The 14,737-nt window shown below is 69.2% G+C and carries 15 protein-coding genes; 11 read left to right on the forward strand and 4 right to left on the reverse strand.

Annotated features, from left to right (window positions below):
- Window positions 1-31 precede the first annotated feature (31 nt).
- Entirely contained in the window at window positions 32-676 is a 645-nt protein-coding gene (gene fabR / locus JHB91_RS01555) for an HTH-type transcriptional repressor FabR (RefSeq protein WP_199372918.1), read from the reverse strand.
- Window positions 677-934: 258 nt separating this feature from the next.
- On the opposite strand from fabR, the gene gntA reads away from it, so the two are divergent.
- From gntA to JHB91_RS01580, 5 genes are all read left to right on the forward strand, one after another.
- The gene (gntA, locus tag JHB91_RS01560; RefSeq protein ID WP_199470975.1) at window positions 935-1,687 is read left to right on the forward strand and encodes a guanitoxin biosynthesis heme-dependent pre-guanitoxin N-hydroxylase GntA; all 753 of its coding nucleotides are present in this window, start codon (window positions 935-937) and stop codon (window positions 1,685-1,687) included.
- The gene (locus JHB91_RS01565) at window positions 1,684-2,331 is read left to right on the forward strand and encodes an urea carboxylase-associated family protein (RefSeq protein ID WP_199470977.1); all 648 of its coding nucleotides are present in this window, start codon (window positions 1,684-1,686) and stop codon (window positions 2,329-2,331) included. The genes gntA and JHB91_RS01565 overlap by 4 nt, the downstream gene beginning before the upstream one ends.
- Before the next feature lie 34 nt (window positions 2,332-2,365).
- Window positions 2,366-3,406 carry an LD-carboxypeptidase gene (locus JHB91_RS01570; protein WP_199470979.1) on the forward strand — a complete coding sequence of 347 codons (1,041 nt, stop codon included), beginning with the start codon at window positions 2,366-2,368 and terminating at the stop codon, window positions 3,404-3,406.
- Window positions 3,407-3,482: 76 nt separating this feature from the next.
- The gene (locus JHB91_RS01575; protein ID WP_199470981.1) at window positions 3,483-4,088 is read left to right on the forward strand and encodes a DUF6151 family protein; all 606 of its coding nucleotides are present in this window, start codon (window positions 3,483-3,485) and stop codon (window positions 4,086-4,088) included.
- Window positions 4,089-4,189: 101 nt separating this feature from the next.
- Window positions 4,190-4,771, forward strand: coding sequence for a hypothetical protein (locus JHB91_RS01580; protein WP_199470983.1), 582 nt, complete (start codon window positions 4,190-4,192; stop codon window positions 4,769-4,771).
- Here JHB91_RS01580 and JHB91_RS01585 read toward each other — a convergent pair.
- Window positions 4,738-5,397 (reverse strand): glutathione S-transferase family protein, encoded by a 660-nt coding sequence (locus JHB91_RS01585; protein WP_199372912.1) that lies wholly within the window; start codon window positions 5,395-5,397, stop codon window positions 4,738-4,740. The genes JHB91_RS01580 and JHB91_RS01585 overlap by 34 nt on opposite strands.
- Window positions 5,398-5,447: 50 nt before the next feature.
- Between JHB91_RS01585 and JHB91_RS01590 the strand changes: the two genes are divergently transcribed.
- Window positions 5,448-6,005: a DUF3228 family protein gene (locus tag JHB91_RS01590; RefSeq protein ID WP_199470985.1), complete on the forward strand. Its 558-nt coding sequence runs from the start codon at window positions 5,448-5,450 to the stop codon at window positions 6,003-6,005.
- 7 nt (window positions 6,006-6,012) lie between these two features.
- Here the strand turns inward: JHB91_RS01590 and JHB91_RS01595 are convergent, their stop codons facing one another.
- Window positions 6,013-6,735, reverse strand: coding sequence for an rRNA pseudouridine synthase (locus JHB91_RS01595; protein ID WP_199372910.1), 723 nt, complete (start codon window positions 6,733-6,735; stop codon window positions 6,013-6,015).
- Window positions 6,736-6,855: 120 nt separating this feature from the next.
- Here JHB91_RS01595 and JHB91_RS01600 point away from each other — a divergent pair, with 120 nt between their 5' ends.
- Genes JHB91_RS01600 through JHB91_RS01610 form a run of 3 tightly spaced genes read left to right on the forward strand, consistent with a single transcriptional unit; the run spans window position 6,856 to window position 10,192 of the window.
- Window positions 6,856-8,079 carry a putative DNA modification/repair radical SAM protein gene (locus tag JHB91_RS01600; RefSeq protein ID WP_199472619.1) on the forward strand — a complete coding sequence of 408 codons (1,224 nt, stop codon included), beginning with the start codon at window positions 6,856-6,858 and terminating at the stop codon, window positions 8,077-8,079.
- Window positions 8,079-9,536: a UdgX family uracil-DNA binding protein gene (locus JHB91_RS01605; protein WP_199470987.1), complete on the forward strand. Its 1,458-nt coding sequence runs from the start codon at window positions 8,079-8,081 to the stop codon at window positions 9,534-9,536. The genes JHB91_RS01600 and JHB91_RS01605 overlap by 1 nt, the downstream gene beginning before the upstream one ends.
- A gap of 38 nt (window positions 9,537-9,574) precedes the next feature.
- On the forward strand, window positions 9,575-10,192 hold the full coding sequence (locus JHB91_RS01610; protein WP_199470989.1) for a YbhB/YbcL family Raf kinase inhibitor-like protein: 618 nt from the start codon (window positions 9,575-9,577) through the stop codon (window positions 10,190-10,192).
- A gap of 30 nt (window positions 10,193-10,222) precedes the next feature.
- Here JHB91_RS01610 and JHB91_RS14075 read toward each other — a convergent pair whose 3' ends face one another.
- Window positions 10,223-11,572, reverse strand: a complete 1,350-nt coding sequence (locus JHB91_RS14075; protein WP_343225037.1) for a prolyl oligopeptidase family serine peptidase — start codon at window positions 11,570-11,572, stop codon at window positions 10,223-10,225.
- 497 nt (window positions 11,573-12,069) lie between these two features.
- On the opposite strand from JHB91_RS14075, the gene JHB91_RS01620 reads away from it, so the two are divergent.
- Complete coding sequence (locus tag JHB91_RS01620) at window positions 12,070-14,136, forward strand: S9 family peptidase (protein ID WP_199470991.1); 2,067 nt, start codon at window positions 12,070-12,072, stop codon at window positions 14,134-14,136.
- Between the two features lie 45 nt (window positions 14,137-14,181).
- Entirely contained in the window at window positions 14,182-14,661 is a 480-nt protein-coding gene (locus JHB91_RS01625) for a DUF1801 domain-containing protein (RefSeq protein ID WP_199470993.1), read from the forward strand.
- Window positions 14,662-14,737: the final 76 nt, after the last annotated feature.

Here is a 14,737-nt window from a genome sequence, read left to right on the forward strand (position 1 = left end):
ATCGACGACGCCGGACACCCGTCCGGCGTCGTCATTTTCCGCCGGCGTGCATCGCGCGCGCGCCGATGACGATCATCTTGACCATCATCGTCAGGTCTTCGATCTGCTGCGGGTAGCGTTCGCGCGGCATGTCCATCGCGCTCGCACCCACCGCGAACACCAGACGAGTGATGGCACGGGCCACCACGGCCGGCTCGTGCAGCGGCACGCCGGTGACCTTGGCCAGCAGGATCAGGTCCACGCGCAGCTCTTCCTCGAAATAGGAGAGCTGGCGGTCCACCGCCTGCTTGTAGGCGTCCGAACCCGCGAGACCCTCGCGCAGCAGCAGCTGCAGCAGCTGGTCGTCGGCGCTCAGCTGGTCGAAGAAGGCCTCCACGGAGCTGCGCACCACGCCGTGGCCCGAGCTTGCGCGCTGGCGGCGCGCCTGGCCGATGATCGTGCGCAGTGATACGCCCGCGCGCTCGATCAGCGTGACCGCGAGTTCGTCGATGTCGCGGAAATGGCGATAAAAACTGTTCGGCGCGATGCGCGCTTCGCGTGCGACTTCGCGCAGGCCAAGCGTGGACACGCTGCGGTTCGGCCCGAGCAGGGCCAGCGCCGCGCTGATCAGGTCTTCTCGCGTGATCGAGGGCCTCCGGCCGAGGGCGGGGCGGGGAGGCAGGGCGGAATCGGGCACGGCGGAGTGGGCATCGCAGGTGGAGAGCCGACATCATGGCGCAAACCGCGATACATCTGTGCAGGAAGCTGAATCCGTGTTGCGCACGGCGAAGCCGCGGGGCGAGCCGATCCCGTGGCAGGAACATGAACCACTTCAGCAATTCCGGTGTCTTGCGTGCAATGCGTACACGCGGTTGTGGCGTGGGCATGGCTAGCCTCGACGCGTCGAATCCCCGACGCACGAAGCCAATCCTTCCCCACGAGAAGCCAGTCGACGATGAACTCCACCGCTCCGCGCCGTTGCCCACACGCCACCGCATCCGCCCACGTGCAGGCGACGCGGTCCCCCGTTCCTCCCGCCGCTGGCGCAATGACCGCGCGGTTCCTGGATTTCGTGGGCGCTCAGTCCTTCCCCTGCGTGGGCGCGAAAGGCGCGCTGGCGCGCGATGCGATCGACGTGCACGAGTTCGCTCGTCTCGGCGATCGCAGTAATGACGCATCGCTGCTCGATGCACTCGGCACGTTCGCGATGATGGTCGACGACGCCGACCCGGCAGACAGCACGACGTACTCGTTCGTGGCCCTGTTCGATGGTCCGCAGGATGCCGATGAGAGCCGCTTCGAGGCGCTGCTGTGGTCGCAACTGCAGCGCCTGCACGACATCGATGTGCGCCGTGGCACGCGTTGGGCCCCCGACGTGAGCCGTGATCCGGGAGACCCGCGCTTCAGCCTGAGCCTCGCGGGGCATCCGTTCTTCGTGATCGGCCTGCACCCCGGCGCGTCGCGCATGGCGCGCCGCTTTGCGTGGCCGGCACTGGTCTTCAATTCACATCGCCAGTTCGAACAGCTGCGCGCCGATGGCCGTTACCCGAAGATGCAGGCGGCCACGCGCGAGCGCGACACCGCGCTGCAAGGCTCGATCAACCCCAACCTCGCCGACTTCGGTGCCGCCGCGGAAACGCGGCAGTACAGCGGGCGCGAAACAGAGGCCGGATGGACATGCCCGTTCCGCGTGCGGAGCCCGAAATGAGCGAAGCCGCGACAGCCGAGCGCATCGCGCCCTGTTCCGGACGCGCGGTGGAGCTCGCGGCGGGCGACGTCCTGGTCGTCATCGACCCGATGGGCCAGCAGGTCAGCGACCTCACTGCGTTCTCGAAGGAGGATATGGCCGAATACCTCTCCTCCGGCCGCTCCATCGACTACGCATCGAAATTGTGGCTGAGCACCGGCGACGTGCTGTATTCCAACCGCAGCCGCCCGATGTTCACCATCCTCGAGGACACCTGCGGGCGACACGACTTCACGCTCACACCGTGCTCGAAGCGGATGTTTGAACTGCTTTACGGTGAGGCTGAAGGACGCCCCGGTTGCGAAGGCAACCTGGCGTCCGCGCTCGCCCCGTATGGCATCGGGATCGATCGGGTGCCCATCGCGTTCAACATTTTCATGAACGTCTCCGTGGACGGCACGACCGGGAACGTGGCGGTGCTGCCGCCGCTCAGCAAGGCCGGCGACTTCATCCGTCTGCGCGCGGAGATGCCGCTGGTGGTTGCGATGACCGCGTGTTCGGCGGGTCAGTCGAACAACTTCAGCTACAAGCCCATCGATTTCAGGGTGGAAAAGGGCAGCGGTCCTGCGCCGGGCGCCATTGGCCCGCCTGCCACGGATTGCTAGTCTGGCCGCCGTATCCGGATCGGCAGGCGGCAACTTGGACAGACGACTTTTCATCGGCACCGCGGCGCTCGCGGGCCTGCTGTTGCCGCTCGCAGGTGGGGGCAGGGCCATCGCCTCGCCGGCTGGCCGCCTGCTGCCGGTCGCGCTCAAGCGTGGCGACACCGTGGCGCTGGTCAGTCCGTCGTCGCAGGTGGACGACAGTTTCAACCTGCAGCTCGCGCGCGAGGTCATGGAAGCGCTCGGGTTCAAGGTGAGGACCGGGGCGAATTACGCCGCGCGGCGCGGCCACCTGGCGGGCAGCGATGCCGGGCGCGCGGACGACATCAATGCGGCGTTCGCCGACCGCGACGTCAAGGCCGTGATCTGCGTGCGTGGCGGTTCCGGCGCGGCGCGGCTGTTGCCGCTGCTCGATTACGGCGTGATCCGCGCCAATCCAAAAGCGCTGCTGGGGTATTCCGACATCACCGCGCTGCACAACGCGATCCACGCACAGACCGGCCTGGTCACCTTCCATGGGCCCAATGGCTCGGGCAGCTGGAACAGCTTCAATGCCGACCAGTTCAGGCGGCTGTTCTTCAAGCGCGAGCTGATGCAATACCGCAACGTGGCCGATGCCGGCGACGAACTGGTGCCGCGCAAGAACCGCACGGTCACGATCACCGGCGGCAAGGTGCGGGGCGAGCTGGTGGGCGGGAACCTGGCCGTGCTGACCGCGCTGGCGGGATCGCCATACCTGCCCGACTTCCGCGGCAAGATCCTGTTCCTCGAGGATGTGGAAGAAGCGCCGTATCGCGTCGACCGCATGTTCAGCACCTTGAAGCTGATGGGTGCGCTGGACCAGATCGCCGGCTTCATCTTTGGCGAGTGCACCGACTGCAATCCGGGCGACGGCTACGGCTCGCTGACGCTGCAGGAGATCCTCGACGACTACATCCTGCCGCTGGGCATCCCGGCCTACCGCGGCGCGATGATCGGCCACATCCGCCAGCAGTTCATCCTGCCCGTCGGCGGGCGCGTGGAGCTGGATGCCGATGCCGGCAGCTTCCGGTTGCTGGAACCGGTGTTCCAGTCCTAGGTCGGTGCGGGCGCGCACGAATCGCGCAAGGGCGGCGTATTGCGGGCATTCGAGCGGAGGTGGATAGTCGCAGCCGATGGCGATTGCATTCCACTGCACCTGCGGCGCGCTCCAGGGCGAGATCGAGCCAAGCCACGCGTATGCGCGCGCCACCTGCTATTGCCGCGACTGCCGGGCGTTCGCGCGCACGCTGGGGCGAGGTGGCGACGTGCTGGATGGCATGGGCGGCGTCGACATCATCGCGATGCTCCCGGCGGGCCTGCGCATCACCGCGGGGCGCGCGCAGCTGGCGTGCCTGTCGCTCAGCCCGAAGGGGCTGCTGCGCTGGTACGCGGCCTGCTGCAACACGCCGATCGCCAACACGCCGCGCGACCGCAAGTTGCCGTACGTCGGTTTCCTCAGCCACTGCATCGCGGCTGAGCCTGGTGACGTGGACGCGGCATTCGGGCCGTCGCGCATCGCGCTGAACACGGCGTCCGCCGAAGGCCAGGTGGCGGCCACGCCGGTGCGCACCGCGCTCGGCGTGCTGCGCATCATGGCGGGCGTGGCGGCGGCCAGGCTGCGCGGCCGCGGTGCGGCCAACCCGTTCTTCGCAGCCGGATCCTCCCGGCCGGTCGTCGAGCCCCGCGTATTGACGCTCCAGCAGCGTGCCGACGCCAGCAGGCCCTCCGGTCCGGCCTAGTCCACCGCGCAGCGTGCACTTCATTCGCGCTTCACCGGGACGCCATTCGCTGCTCACCGACCGCGGCGAAGATCACGTCATCACCCTTCGGAGGCATGGCGATGACAAGGACGACGGCAGCCGGGGCTGCCCCGCGCAGGAACAGCCTGCGGCCGTGGATGTGGGGCGGCGCGGCGTGCCTGCTGCTCTTGCCGGCACTGGCGATGCAGCTGGGTGCCCCCGGCGTGGTGTGGACCGCGGAAGACTTCGTGGCGATGGGGCTGATGCTGGCGGTCGCCTGCGGGCTGTACGAGCTGGGTGCGTGGCTCGATGGCGGCTTCGCGTTTCGCGCCGGCTTCGGCCTGGCGGTGCTGACCGCGTTCCTGACCGTCTGGGTCAACGTTGCGGTGGGCATGCTCGGTGACGAGGGCAACCCGGCCAACATGATGTTCGCCGGCGTGCTGGCCACCGCCGCGCTCGGCGCCATCCTGGGCCGGGGCAGGGCGCCCGGCATGTCGTGGGCGATGTTCGCAGCGGCGTGCGCGCAGCTGATGGCTGCAGGCGCGGGGCTGGCGATGGGCTTCGCGGCGCTGGAAGTGTCGCTGACCGCGTGCTTTGCGCTGCCGTGGCTGGCGGCGGGCCTGCTCTTCCTCTGGGCGAAGCCGGCCGCTCAGTCCGCGTCAGGCGCGCCGAGCGGGAAGTAGTTGCGGTAGGGCCGTCCCTCATCCACCGCACGCGCGAACGAGGGCCGGGCCAGCAGGCGCTCGCGATAGCCCAGGAGCGCGCGGTGTCGTTCCGGGATCGGATGGGTCCAGTGCGCGTAGAACAGGAATGGCGCCGCGCCGCAGTCGGCAAGGCTGAAGGCGTCGCCGGCGGCCCAGGTCCTGTCCGCCATGCGCGTGTCGAGCCAGGCGTAGGCGGTTTCCAGCATCGCCCGGGCTTCGCGCACGCCGTAGGCGTCGCGGTCGGCGGCCGGGCGGAGCGCGTCGGCCACGCACTTCTGCTGCGGCGTGGACACGTAGTTGTCGAAGAACCGGTCCATGAAGCGCACTTCGAGCGCGGTGTCGGGATCATCCGGCAGCAGCGTGCATGGACCGGGGTGCCGCTGCTGCAGGTATTCGATGATGGTGCTCGCTTCGATCACCGTGCGGCCGCGGTCCAGCAACACCGGGAACTTGCGCAGCGACCAGAGTGCGGCGAGCTGGTCCATGTGCCCGTCTTCTTCAAGATGGCGGTACTCGAACGCGGTGCCGTTTTCATACAGCGCCACCAGCACCTTCTGGCAGTACGACGAGAACGGGTGGGCATAGAGGATCGGCAGGGAGGTCATCCGGGTCACTCCTGCAGGCGTCGGCAGGAGTTTCGGCTATCGTCCCCCGGATGACCATCTTTCTCACTGAATTCGCCCGCGCCCGGCTGTTCCCGCGCGAACCACGCGGCAACACCATCCAGGACTGCACGCCCGAGGCGTTCGAACGCCACCTCAACGCCGAGCCGCCACTCGAGGTGCTCGACGGCTACGCGCCGTTCTGCAAGCTGCACGTGCACCGCAACTGGACGAGCACCCGCTGCCTCGCGGTGCCGATCACCGACGCCAACTCCCACCTGCTGCGCTCCGACTACGAAGCGCGCACGCGCGCCGAGCTGCCCGTGCTGGTGCGCTGGTTCGAAGGCCTGGAGCCGCCGGTCGCGGACTACCTGATCCCGATCCTCTACAGCCGCGAACAGCTGGCGAAGGAGGGCACGGTGATCGATGCCGACTGGGGCGTGGTGGGCTGCATGTACACCGCGGAGCCCGTGGAAACGCCGATGGCGCCGATCACCATGATGCGCAACGCGCTGGGCGTGGACGAAGGCGGCTCCGGCGTGCACATCGATCGCGAGGCCTACCGCGCCAGTGTGGAGTTCTGGCGCACGCACGCCAACTGGCGCGGTTAGGGCCGGCTCAGAAGCGCTCGCCCACCGGCAGGTAGCGCCAGGTGCCCACCGGCATCTTCGCCAGTGGCACCTTGCCGATGCGGATGCGGCGGATCGCCACCACGTCCAGCCCGACCTGCGCGCACATGTCGCGCAGCTGCCCGCCCTGCGCGCCCTTGATGGCGAAGCGCAGGCGGATCTCGTTCTGCCAGCTGACCTTGCACGGTGGCAGCGCGCGGCCGCCGTAGTGCAGGCCGTGGCACAGCCGGCGCAGGCCGTACGGCGCGATGTCGCCGCTCACCTCGACCACGTACTCGTGCTCGATCTCGTCGCCGTCCTCGGTCAGGCGCCGCCACACGCGGCCGTCCTGGGTGAACACCATCAGGCCGCTGGCGTCGGCGTCCAGCGGCACCAGCGGCGTCAGGCGGTGGAAGTGGCGCTCGAGCAGGCGTTCGCCGGACGGGTCGTCCTCCCAGCGCGTCTCCGGCTGCACCAGTGCCGCGGCGGCCCTGCGGCCGCTGATCGCGTCGTAGCCGACCGGCTTGTGCAGCAGGATGGTCGCCGGCTCCACGGCCTCGAGCTTCGCCGCGGGGTCGAGGTCGACGCTTTCGGTGGTCACCGGGTGCGCCGGGTCCTCCACCACGCGGCCGTCCACGGACACCCAGCCACCCTTGATGTACTGCTCGGCCTCGATGCGTGAGCAGCGGGCCAGGTCGGCCACGCGTTTGGCCAGTCGAAGCGGGTCGGACATCGGGAAACGCCGGAAGAATCTGGGCAGGCAGTGTAGCGATCCGCACGGGATTCAGTTTCATGAATCAGAGTGAGCCGCTTCGTCTCACGACGCGAGACGTTCCGCTGCGACCCTCCGCCGATGCAGCTCACCGACAAGCTCGCCGTGCTGGCCGATGCCGCCAAATACGACGCGTCCTGCTCGTCCAGCGGCGGGGCGAAGCGTGACGCGCGCGGCACGCCGGGCGGCATCGGCTCCACCGGCGGCATGGGCATCTGCCACGCCTATGCGCCGGACGGCCGCTGCATCTCGCTGCTGAAGATCCTGCTCACCAACTTCTGCATCTACGACTGCGCCTACTGCATCAACCGGCGCAGCTCCAACGTGCGCCGCGCGCGCTTCAATGTCGAAGAAGTGGTGCGGCTGACCATGGACTTCTACCGCCGCAACTACATCGAGGGCCTGTTCCTGTCGTCGGGCATCATCCAGTCCGGCGACTACACCATGGAGCAGCTGGTGGAGGTGGCGCGGCGGCTGCGCGTGGAAGAGAAGTTCCGCGGCTACATCCACCTCAAGACCATTCCCGATGCTTCGCCGGAGCTGCTGGCCTCCGCCGGACGCTGGGCCGACCGGCTGAGCATCAACGTCGAGATGCCCACCGAGGGCGGGCTGAAGGCGCTGGCGCCGGAGAAGGACGCGCAAGGCATCCGCCGCTCGATGGGCCGGCTGCGGCTGGGCATCGAGGAGGCGAAGGCCGAGAAGAAGGCGCCGCGCTTCGCGCCTGCCGGGCAGAGCACGCAGATGATCGTCGGCGCGGACGCCGCCAGCGACCGCGACGTGCTGGAAACCAGCAGCGCCCTCTACAACAGCTACCGGCTCAGGCGTGTGTACTTCTCGGCTTTCAGTCCGATTCCCGACGCCTCGCGCGCGCTGCCGCTGCGGCCACCGCCGCTGCTGCGCGAGCACCGCCTGTACCAGGCCGACTGGCTGATGCGCTTCTACGGCTTCGAGGTGGGCGAGATCGCGCCGCCGGGCGCAGACGGCATGCTCGATCTCGACATCGACCCCAAGCTTGCGTGGGCGCTGCGCCACCGCGAGCAGTTCCCGGTGGACCTCGACACGGCGCCGCGCGAGATGCTGCTGCGCGTGCCGGGGCTCGGCGCCAGGACCGTGCACAAGCTGCTGGTGATGCGCCGCCACCGCCGCCTGCGCTACGACGACCTAGTGCGCTTGCGCGTGGCGATGGGCAAGGTGTCGCCCTTCATCTGCACGCCGGACCATCGCCCGCGCGGCGACGTGGAAAGCGCCGTGCTGCGCGCCGCGATGGCCGCGCCGCCGCGCCAGCCGGATCTGTTCGGACACTGATGCGCCGCGTCACGCTCGACGACGGCGCGGACCTCGCGCAGTGGCGGGATGCAGCGCGCGCGCTGCTGGCCGATGACGTGCCGCCTGCCGAGGTGCTGTGGCAGGGAGGAGCGCAGGGCGACTTGCTCGGTGTGATGGCGATGTCGGCGACGGCTGCCGGCATTGCAGGCACGCCGGCAGCCAGTCGCACGCCGGACGCGGCAGGCACCCCGCGCGTATCCCGCGGGTTCCTCGCGCTCGCCACGCTGGTCATCGCCCATGCCGACCCGCAGCGCCACGCGCGGCTGTATCGCCTGCTGTGGCGGCTGTTGCACGGCGAACGCGCGCTGCTGGCGATGGCGACCGATCCGGACGTGGCCTGGGCGCACGATGCCGCCAAGGCAGTGAGTCGCGAGAAGCACAAGATGAAGGCCTTCGTGCGCTTCCGCGAAGTCGCCGACGCCAGCGGCGCGGTCTACATCGCATGGTTCGAGCCCGAACACGACGTGCTGCCGCAGGTCGCACCGTTCTTCGCGCGCCGCTTCGCAGGCATGCGCTGGTCGATCCTCACCCCCACGCGCAGCGCGCACTGGGATGGCCAGGCGCTGCAACTGGGGGAAGGCGCGCACCGCGGCGACGCGCCCGATGGCGACGCACTGGAAGAGCTGTGGCGCGTGTACTACGCCAATATCTTCAACCCGGCGCGGCTGAAGGTGGACGCGATGGTCAAGGAGATGCCGCGGCGCTACTGGAAGAACATGCCGGAGACGGCGCTGATCCCGGCGCTGGTCCGCGATGCCGGCGCTCGCATGCAGCAGATGGTGGACGCGGCGCCGACGGTCCCGCGCAAGGCGTTCCCGGCGCCGGACCTGCCGTCGCGCCCGCTGCCCGCCGGTGGCCTGCAAGGCGTGCACCAGGCGGTGTCCGCATGCCGTGCCTGCGCGCTGTGGCGTCCGGCCACCCAGGCGGTGCCCGGCGAAGGCCCGGCCGACGCGCGGGTCATGGTGATCGGCGAGCAGCCCGGCGACCAGGAAGACCTCGCGGGCCGTCCGTTCGTGGGGCCGGCGGGCAAGCTCTTCGACCGCGCGCTGCGTGAGGCCGGCATCGGCCGCGACACGTTGTACATCACCAACACCGTCAAGCATTTCAAGTACGCCCCGCGTGGCAAGCATCGCCTGCACGTGCGCGCGGACGCCGGAGAGCAGGCCGCCTGCCGCCCGTGGCTGGAGGCGGAACTTGCGCAGCTGCGCCCGCGCTTCGTGCTCTGCCTGGGCGCAATGGCGGGGCAGGCGCTGCTCGGCCCCGGCTTCGCCGTGTTGAAGCAGCGCGGGCGCTGGCACTCGACAGGTGATGGCCCTGCGGTCCTCGCAACGGTGCACCCGTCCTACCTGCTGCGGCTGCCCGCTGCCGCGCAGGCGCAGGCCTGGGACGCATTCCTGGCTGACCTGCGCATGCTGCGGAGCGCGTTGGATGGATAGGCGCGGCGGCACGCGTCAGACCACAGGGGATTTCGCCCATGACCTCCACGCGCCAACGTGCCGTGTTTTCGATCGCGCTGGCGGTCGGCCTCGCCAGCCTTGCCGCCTGCCAGGGCGAGGAGGCATCGCTGGCGTTCGATGGCGCCGAGACGCGCTCGGCCGGTGTCGGCGACTTCGCACTAAGGTCGACCTCTTTCGCCGACGGTGAGTCCATTCCTCGGCGCCACAGCGCGTACGGCGATGACGTGTCGCCTGCGTTGGCGTGGCAGCCCGTGGAGGGCGCCGCGTCGTACGCGCTGGTGATGGAAGATCCCGACGCCGACCGGCCTGCGCCCTACGTGCACTGGGTCGCCTGGAACATCCCGGCAACGGCGACGGCGCTCGACGAAGGCCTGCGCGCGGATGCGCGGCTGGCTGCTCCAGCGGGCATGCAGCAGGGCCTCAACGACCGCGGGTCCACCGGGTACTTCGGCCCGAAGCCGCCGGCGGGCAGTGGGCTGCACCACTACCACGTGCAGCTGTTCGCGCTCGACACGACCCTCGACATCGCCGCCGACGCCGACCGCAACGCGCTGGTCAAGGCCATGCGCGGCCACGTGCTGGGCCGGGCGCGGCTGGTGGGCACGTACGCCGCGCCGGATACGGCGCGCCCCTGATCAAGCCTGGCATTGCGACTTGCGGACGCGCTACTGCGTCCCGATGTGCCGCGCCAGGAACGCCTCGAGCCGCTTGTAGAAGGCGATGTTGTTCGCGTCGCTGTAGAAGCCGTGTCCTTCGCGCGGCACCGACATCCACTCGGGCGGCCGCCCCGCGTCCTCCAGTGCCTTCTTCATCGCCACTGCCTGCGAATACGGCGTGCGTTCATCGATCTCGCCGTGGGCGAGGAACACGGGCGCCTTGATCTTCGCGACCAGGGAGGTTGGTGAATTGGCTTGCAGCATGGCGTCGCCGCTGCCGATGGCGCGCGCGAAGTAGGCGCGGCCCTGCGCGGTGGAGGCGGTGTCGCTCCTGGTGGTGAATACCTTGAGGTCGTACAGCCCGGCCAGCCCTGCGGCGCACTTGATCAGCTCCGGTGCGCGTGCGGCGGTCATCATCGCCGAGTAGGCGCCGAAGCTGGCGCCGTAGGCGCAGACGCGTTCGGGATCGGCGTGGCCCTGGGCGATCGCCCAGCGCACGCCGTCGATCAGGTCGTCCTGGATCCGCGTGCCCCAGTTGTGGAAGCCGGCCTGGCGGAACCGGTAGCCGCGTCCCAGGCTGCCGCGGTAGTTGACCTGCAGGACCAGGTAGCCGCGACTGGCGAGGAACTGGGCATCCGTGTCGAAGCCCCAGGCATCGCCGTCGACGTGTGGCCCGCCGTGGGGAAGCAGCACCATCGGCATCGCCGACGGCTCCGCGGTTCCGGCCGGAATGGTGAGGTAGCCGTCGAGCTCCATGCCGTCGCTGGCCTTGAAGCGGAAGTAGCGGCGCTCGCCCATCCGCGCGGGATCGATGCCCTCGCGCGAGGCGAACAGCAGCTTGGCCGTCGCCAGCTTGCGGTCGAAGAGGTACCACATGCCCGGGTCGCGATCGCTGTAGACATGCAGCAGCGAGAGGTTGCCATCGGCGCTGTGGTTGGCATAGCTGACATGGTGCGAGGGGAACAGGTCGCGCAGCATGCGGTGCTCCTGCGCGTCGGATGAGGCCTCGTCGAAATAGACGACCCGCGGCCGCCCGTACATCAGCGTCGCCGCGAACGGCTGCCAGGACGCGTTCCACTCGACGCCGCCCACGCTTCCGAAGTCGTCCCTGGCGAGGGTCTCGCGCCTGGCCCCCGACGGGTCCGCCCTGACGAGAAACGAGGGCCCGTTGTCGACGCTGAGTGACGCGAAGACGGCGCCCCCGTCGGGGGTGATGGCGAATGGCGCAAACCGTCCCCCGGTGCGTTCCGCGGGCACCTGTTGCCAGTTCCGGCCTTCCGCGTCGGCCTGGTACAGCCGGAAGTTGTCGTGCTCGTCGGTGCCGGCGGCGAATCGCGGAACGCCCGCCTGATCGAGCACGAAGCCAAGGTCCTTGACGCCGATGTCGGCAACCAGGCGGTGGGTGGAGCCGCCGGTCGCTGACCCAGTGCATCTGCACCGGCAGTTCGTAGCGGGGCAATTTCAGCAGCGCGGTCTGCGCCATGTCGGCCACCCGGTGCACCACGATGGCGTGGTTGCCCTCGCCCAGGTTCGTGGACACCGCCACGTGCATCCCGTCGGGGGACAGGCGCGGCGAACTCCGCTTGTCGGCCACGGCGAACGCCTCGACCGGCACCGCGTCCGCGGCCTGGGCCCAGGCCGCTGCAAGTCCGAACATCGCCCCCACCACCACCGCTTGCCGCCAGCGTTCCATGTGTACCCCTGCGTTCCCGTTCCCCGGCTCGGGAGTGTCACCGAAATAGCGGCAGCCGGCACAGGGTCCGACCCCCTGCCGGCCGGCATATTGGAGCGCGCTCGGCCGGGTGCTCTACTGCGACGGTTTTCCATCCGCCTGTCCGACACCCAAGGAGTTCCACATGCAACGATCGCTGATCCCCGTCGCAGGCCTGGTGCTTGCCATGTCCATTTCCACGGCGCTGGCGCAGGCGACGCCCACCGCGGCCGAGCGCATCGCCGGCGTCGAGCTGATCAAGCGCGAGGCGCTGTTCGGCAACCCCGAGCGCGCGGTGGTGATGATCAGCCCGGACGGCAAGACCTTGAGCTGGGTGGCGCCGGTGGATGGCGTGATGAACGTCTGGGTGGCGCCGGCCGACAATCCCGCCGCCGCGCGTGCCGTCACCCAGGACACCGCGCGTGGCATCCGCAACTATTTCTGGTCGTACCTGCCGGACACGCTGCTGTACCTGCGCGACAGCGGTGGCGACGAGGACTTCCACCTCTTCAGCGTCAACGTCGCCACCGGCAAGACCACCGACCTGACCCCGTTCCCGAAGACCACGGCGCAGGTGACGGGCGCGAGCCACGCGCATCCGGGCACGCTGCTGGTCGGCATGAACGACCGCGACCCGAAGTGGCACGACCTCTACAAGGTCGACCTGGCCAGCGGCGAGCGCACGCTGGTGGAGAAGAACGACGACGAGATTGGCGCATACCTGGCCGACGACGAACTGCAGGTGCGCTACGCCACGCGCGCGCGCGCCGACGGCGGGCAGGACATCCTGCAGCCGGACGGCAAGGCCGGCTGGAAGGTGTACTCGGATATTCCCTTCGAGGATTCGATGACCACCCAGCCTGCCGGCCTGACCGCCGACGGCAGCACGCTCTACATGCTGGATTCGCGCGGGCGCAATACCTCCGCGCTGTACGCCGTCGATGTCGCCAGCGGCGAACGCGCGCTGGTGCTGGAGGATGCGCGTGCCGACGTGGGCCAGGCACTGCCGCACCCGGTCACCGGCAAGGTGCAGGCTGTCGCGGTGAACTACCTGCGCGAGGAATGGCAGGCGGTCGACCCGGCCATCGCCGCGGACCTCGAAAAGCTGCAGGCCATCGGCCCCGGCGAGATCGGCGTCAACGCACGCACGCTTGATGACAGCACCTGGATCGTCACCTATTCGGCCGCCGACGCGCCGGTGGTCTATTACCGCTACGACCGCGCGGCCGGCGGCACGCTGACCAAGCTGTTCTCCGCGCGCCCCGCACTGGACGGCAAGCCGCTGGTGCCGCAGTGGCCGCAGGAGATCACCTCGCGCGACGGCAAGACCCTGGTCAGCTACCTGTCGCTGCCGAAGAGTGCCGACGCCGACGGCGACGGCAAGGCCGACGTGGCCGTGCCCTTGGTCCTGCTGGTGCACGGCGGCCCTTGGGCGCGCGACGAATACGGCTACAGCGGCTTCAACCAGTGGCTGGCCAATCGCGGCTACGCCACGCTGGCGGTCAACTTCCGCGGCTCCACCGGATTCGGCAAGGAGTTCACCAACGCCGCCAACGGCGAGTGGGCCGCCAAGATGCACGACGATCTTCTGGACGCCGTGCAGTGGGCGGTCGACCAGGGTGTCACCACGCCGGACCAGGTTGCGATCATGGGCGGCAGCTACGGCGGCTACGCCACGCTCACCGGGCTGACCTTCACACCGGACACCTTCGCCTGCGGCGTGGACATCGTCGGCCCGTCCAACCTCAACACGCTGCTCAGCACCGTGCCGCCGTACTGGGCCAGCTTCTACGAGCAGCTGGCCAAGCGCATGGGCGACCCGCGCACGGAAGAAGGCAAGGCGTGGCTGACGGAACGTTCACCGCTGACGCACGCCGACCGCATCAGCAAGCCGCTGCTGATCGGGCAGGGCGCCAACGACCCGCGCGTGAAGCAGGACGAGTCCGACCAGATCGTCAAGGCGATGACCGCCAACAACATCCCGGTGACCTACGTGCTGTTCCCCGACGAAGGCCATGGCTTCGCGCGGCCGGAGAACAGCAAGGCGTTCAACGCCGTGGCAGAAGGCTTTCTCGCCAAGTGCCTGGGCGGCCGCGCCGAGCCGATCGCCGGTGACTTTGCCGGTTCCAGCATCAGCGTGCCCACCGGTGCCGAAGGCGTGCCGGGCCTGCCGGAATCGCTGAAGGGTCACGATCAGGTGATCCGCAAGTAAGCGCTGATATGGTGCCCCTGCCATGGAGGGCGGGGGCCCAAACCGGTGACTGAAGCAGACGACACGCAGGTGGCCGACGGCGCCGCCGCCAACGGAGTCCAGCACACGATGAGCGAAAACAAGACCAGGGCGACCGACGCGAGCGTGTCGGCATTCCTCGCGGCCATCGAAGATCAGCAGCGCCGCGAAGACTGCCAGATGCTGCTCACCATGATGGCCAGGATCACCGGCAAGCCGGCGGGGATGTGGGGGCCGAGCATCGTCGGCTTCGACAGCTACCACTACCGGTACGAAAGCGGCCGCGAGGGCGACATGGCGGTCACCGGGTTCTCGCCGCGCAAGAACGACATCAGCGTCTACCTCACGGCAAGCGGCCCCGACCAGGGCGAGCTGCTGGCGCGGCTGGGTCGCCACAAGATGGGCAAGTCGTGCCTGTCCATCCGCAGGCTCTCCGACGTGGATCTCGATGTGCTCGAGAAGCTGATCTCGGGCTCCGTGGCGGAGGTCAAGCGCCTTCACGGCTAGATCGTCGCGCATCGCGCGACAGATCCGCTCCTGCTCGCTGCCTTCGCCATGACGCTCTCCCTACGCCCGGCCGACG

Origin of the sequence: Luteimonas sp. MC1828 (assembly GCF_016461615.1) — a bacterium.
Taxonomy (GTDB): domain Bacteria; phylum Pseudomonadota; class Gammaproteobacteria; order Xanthomonadales; family Xanthomonadaceae; genus Luteimonas.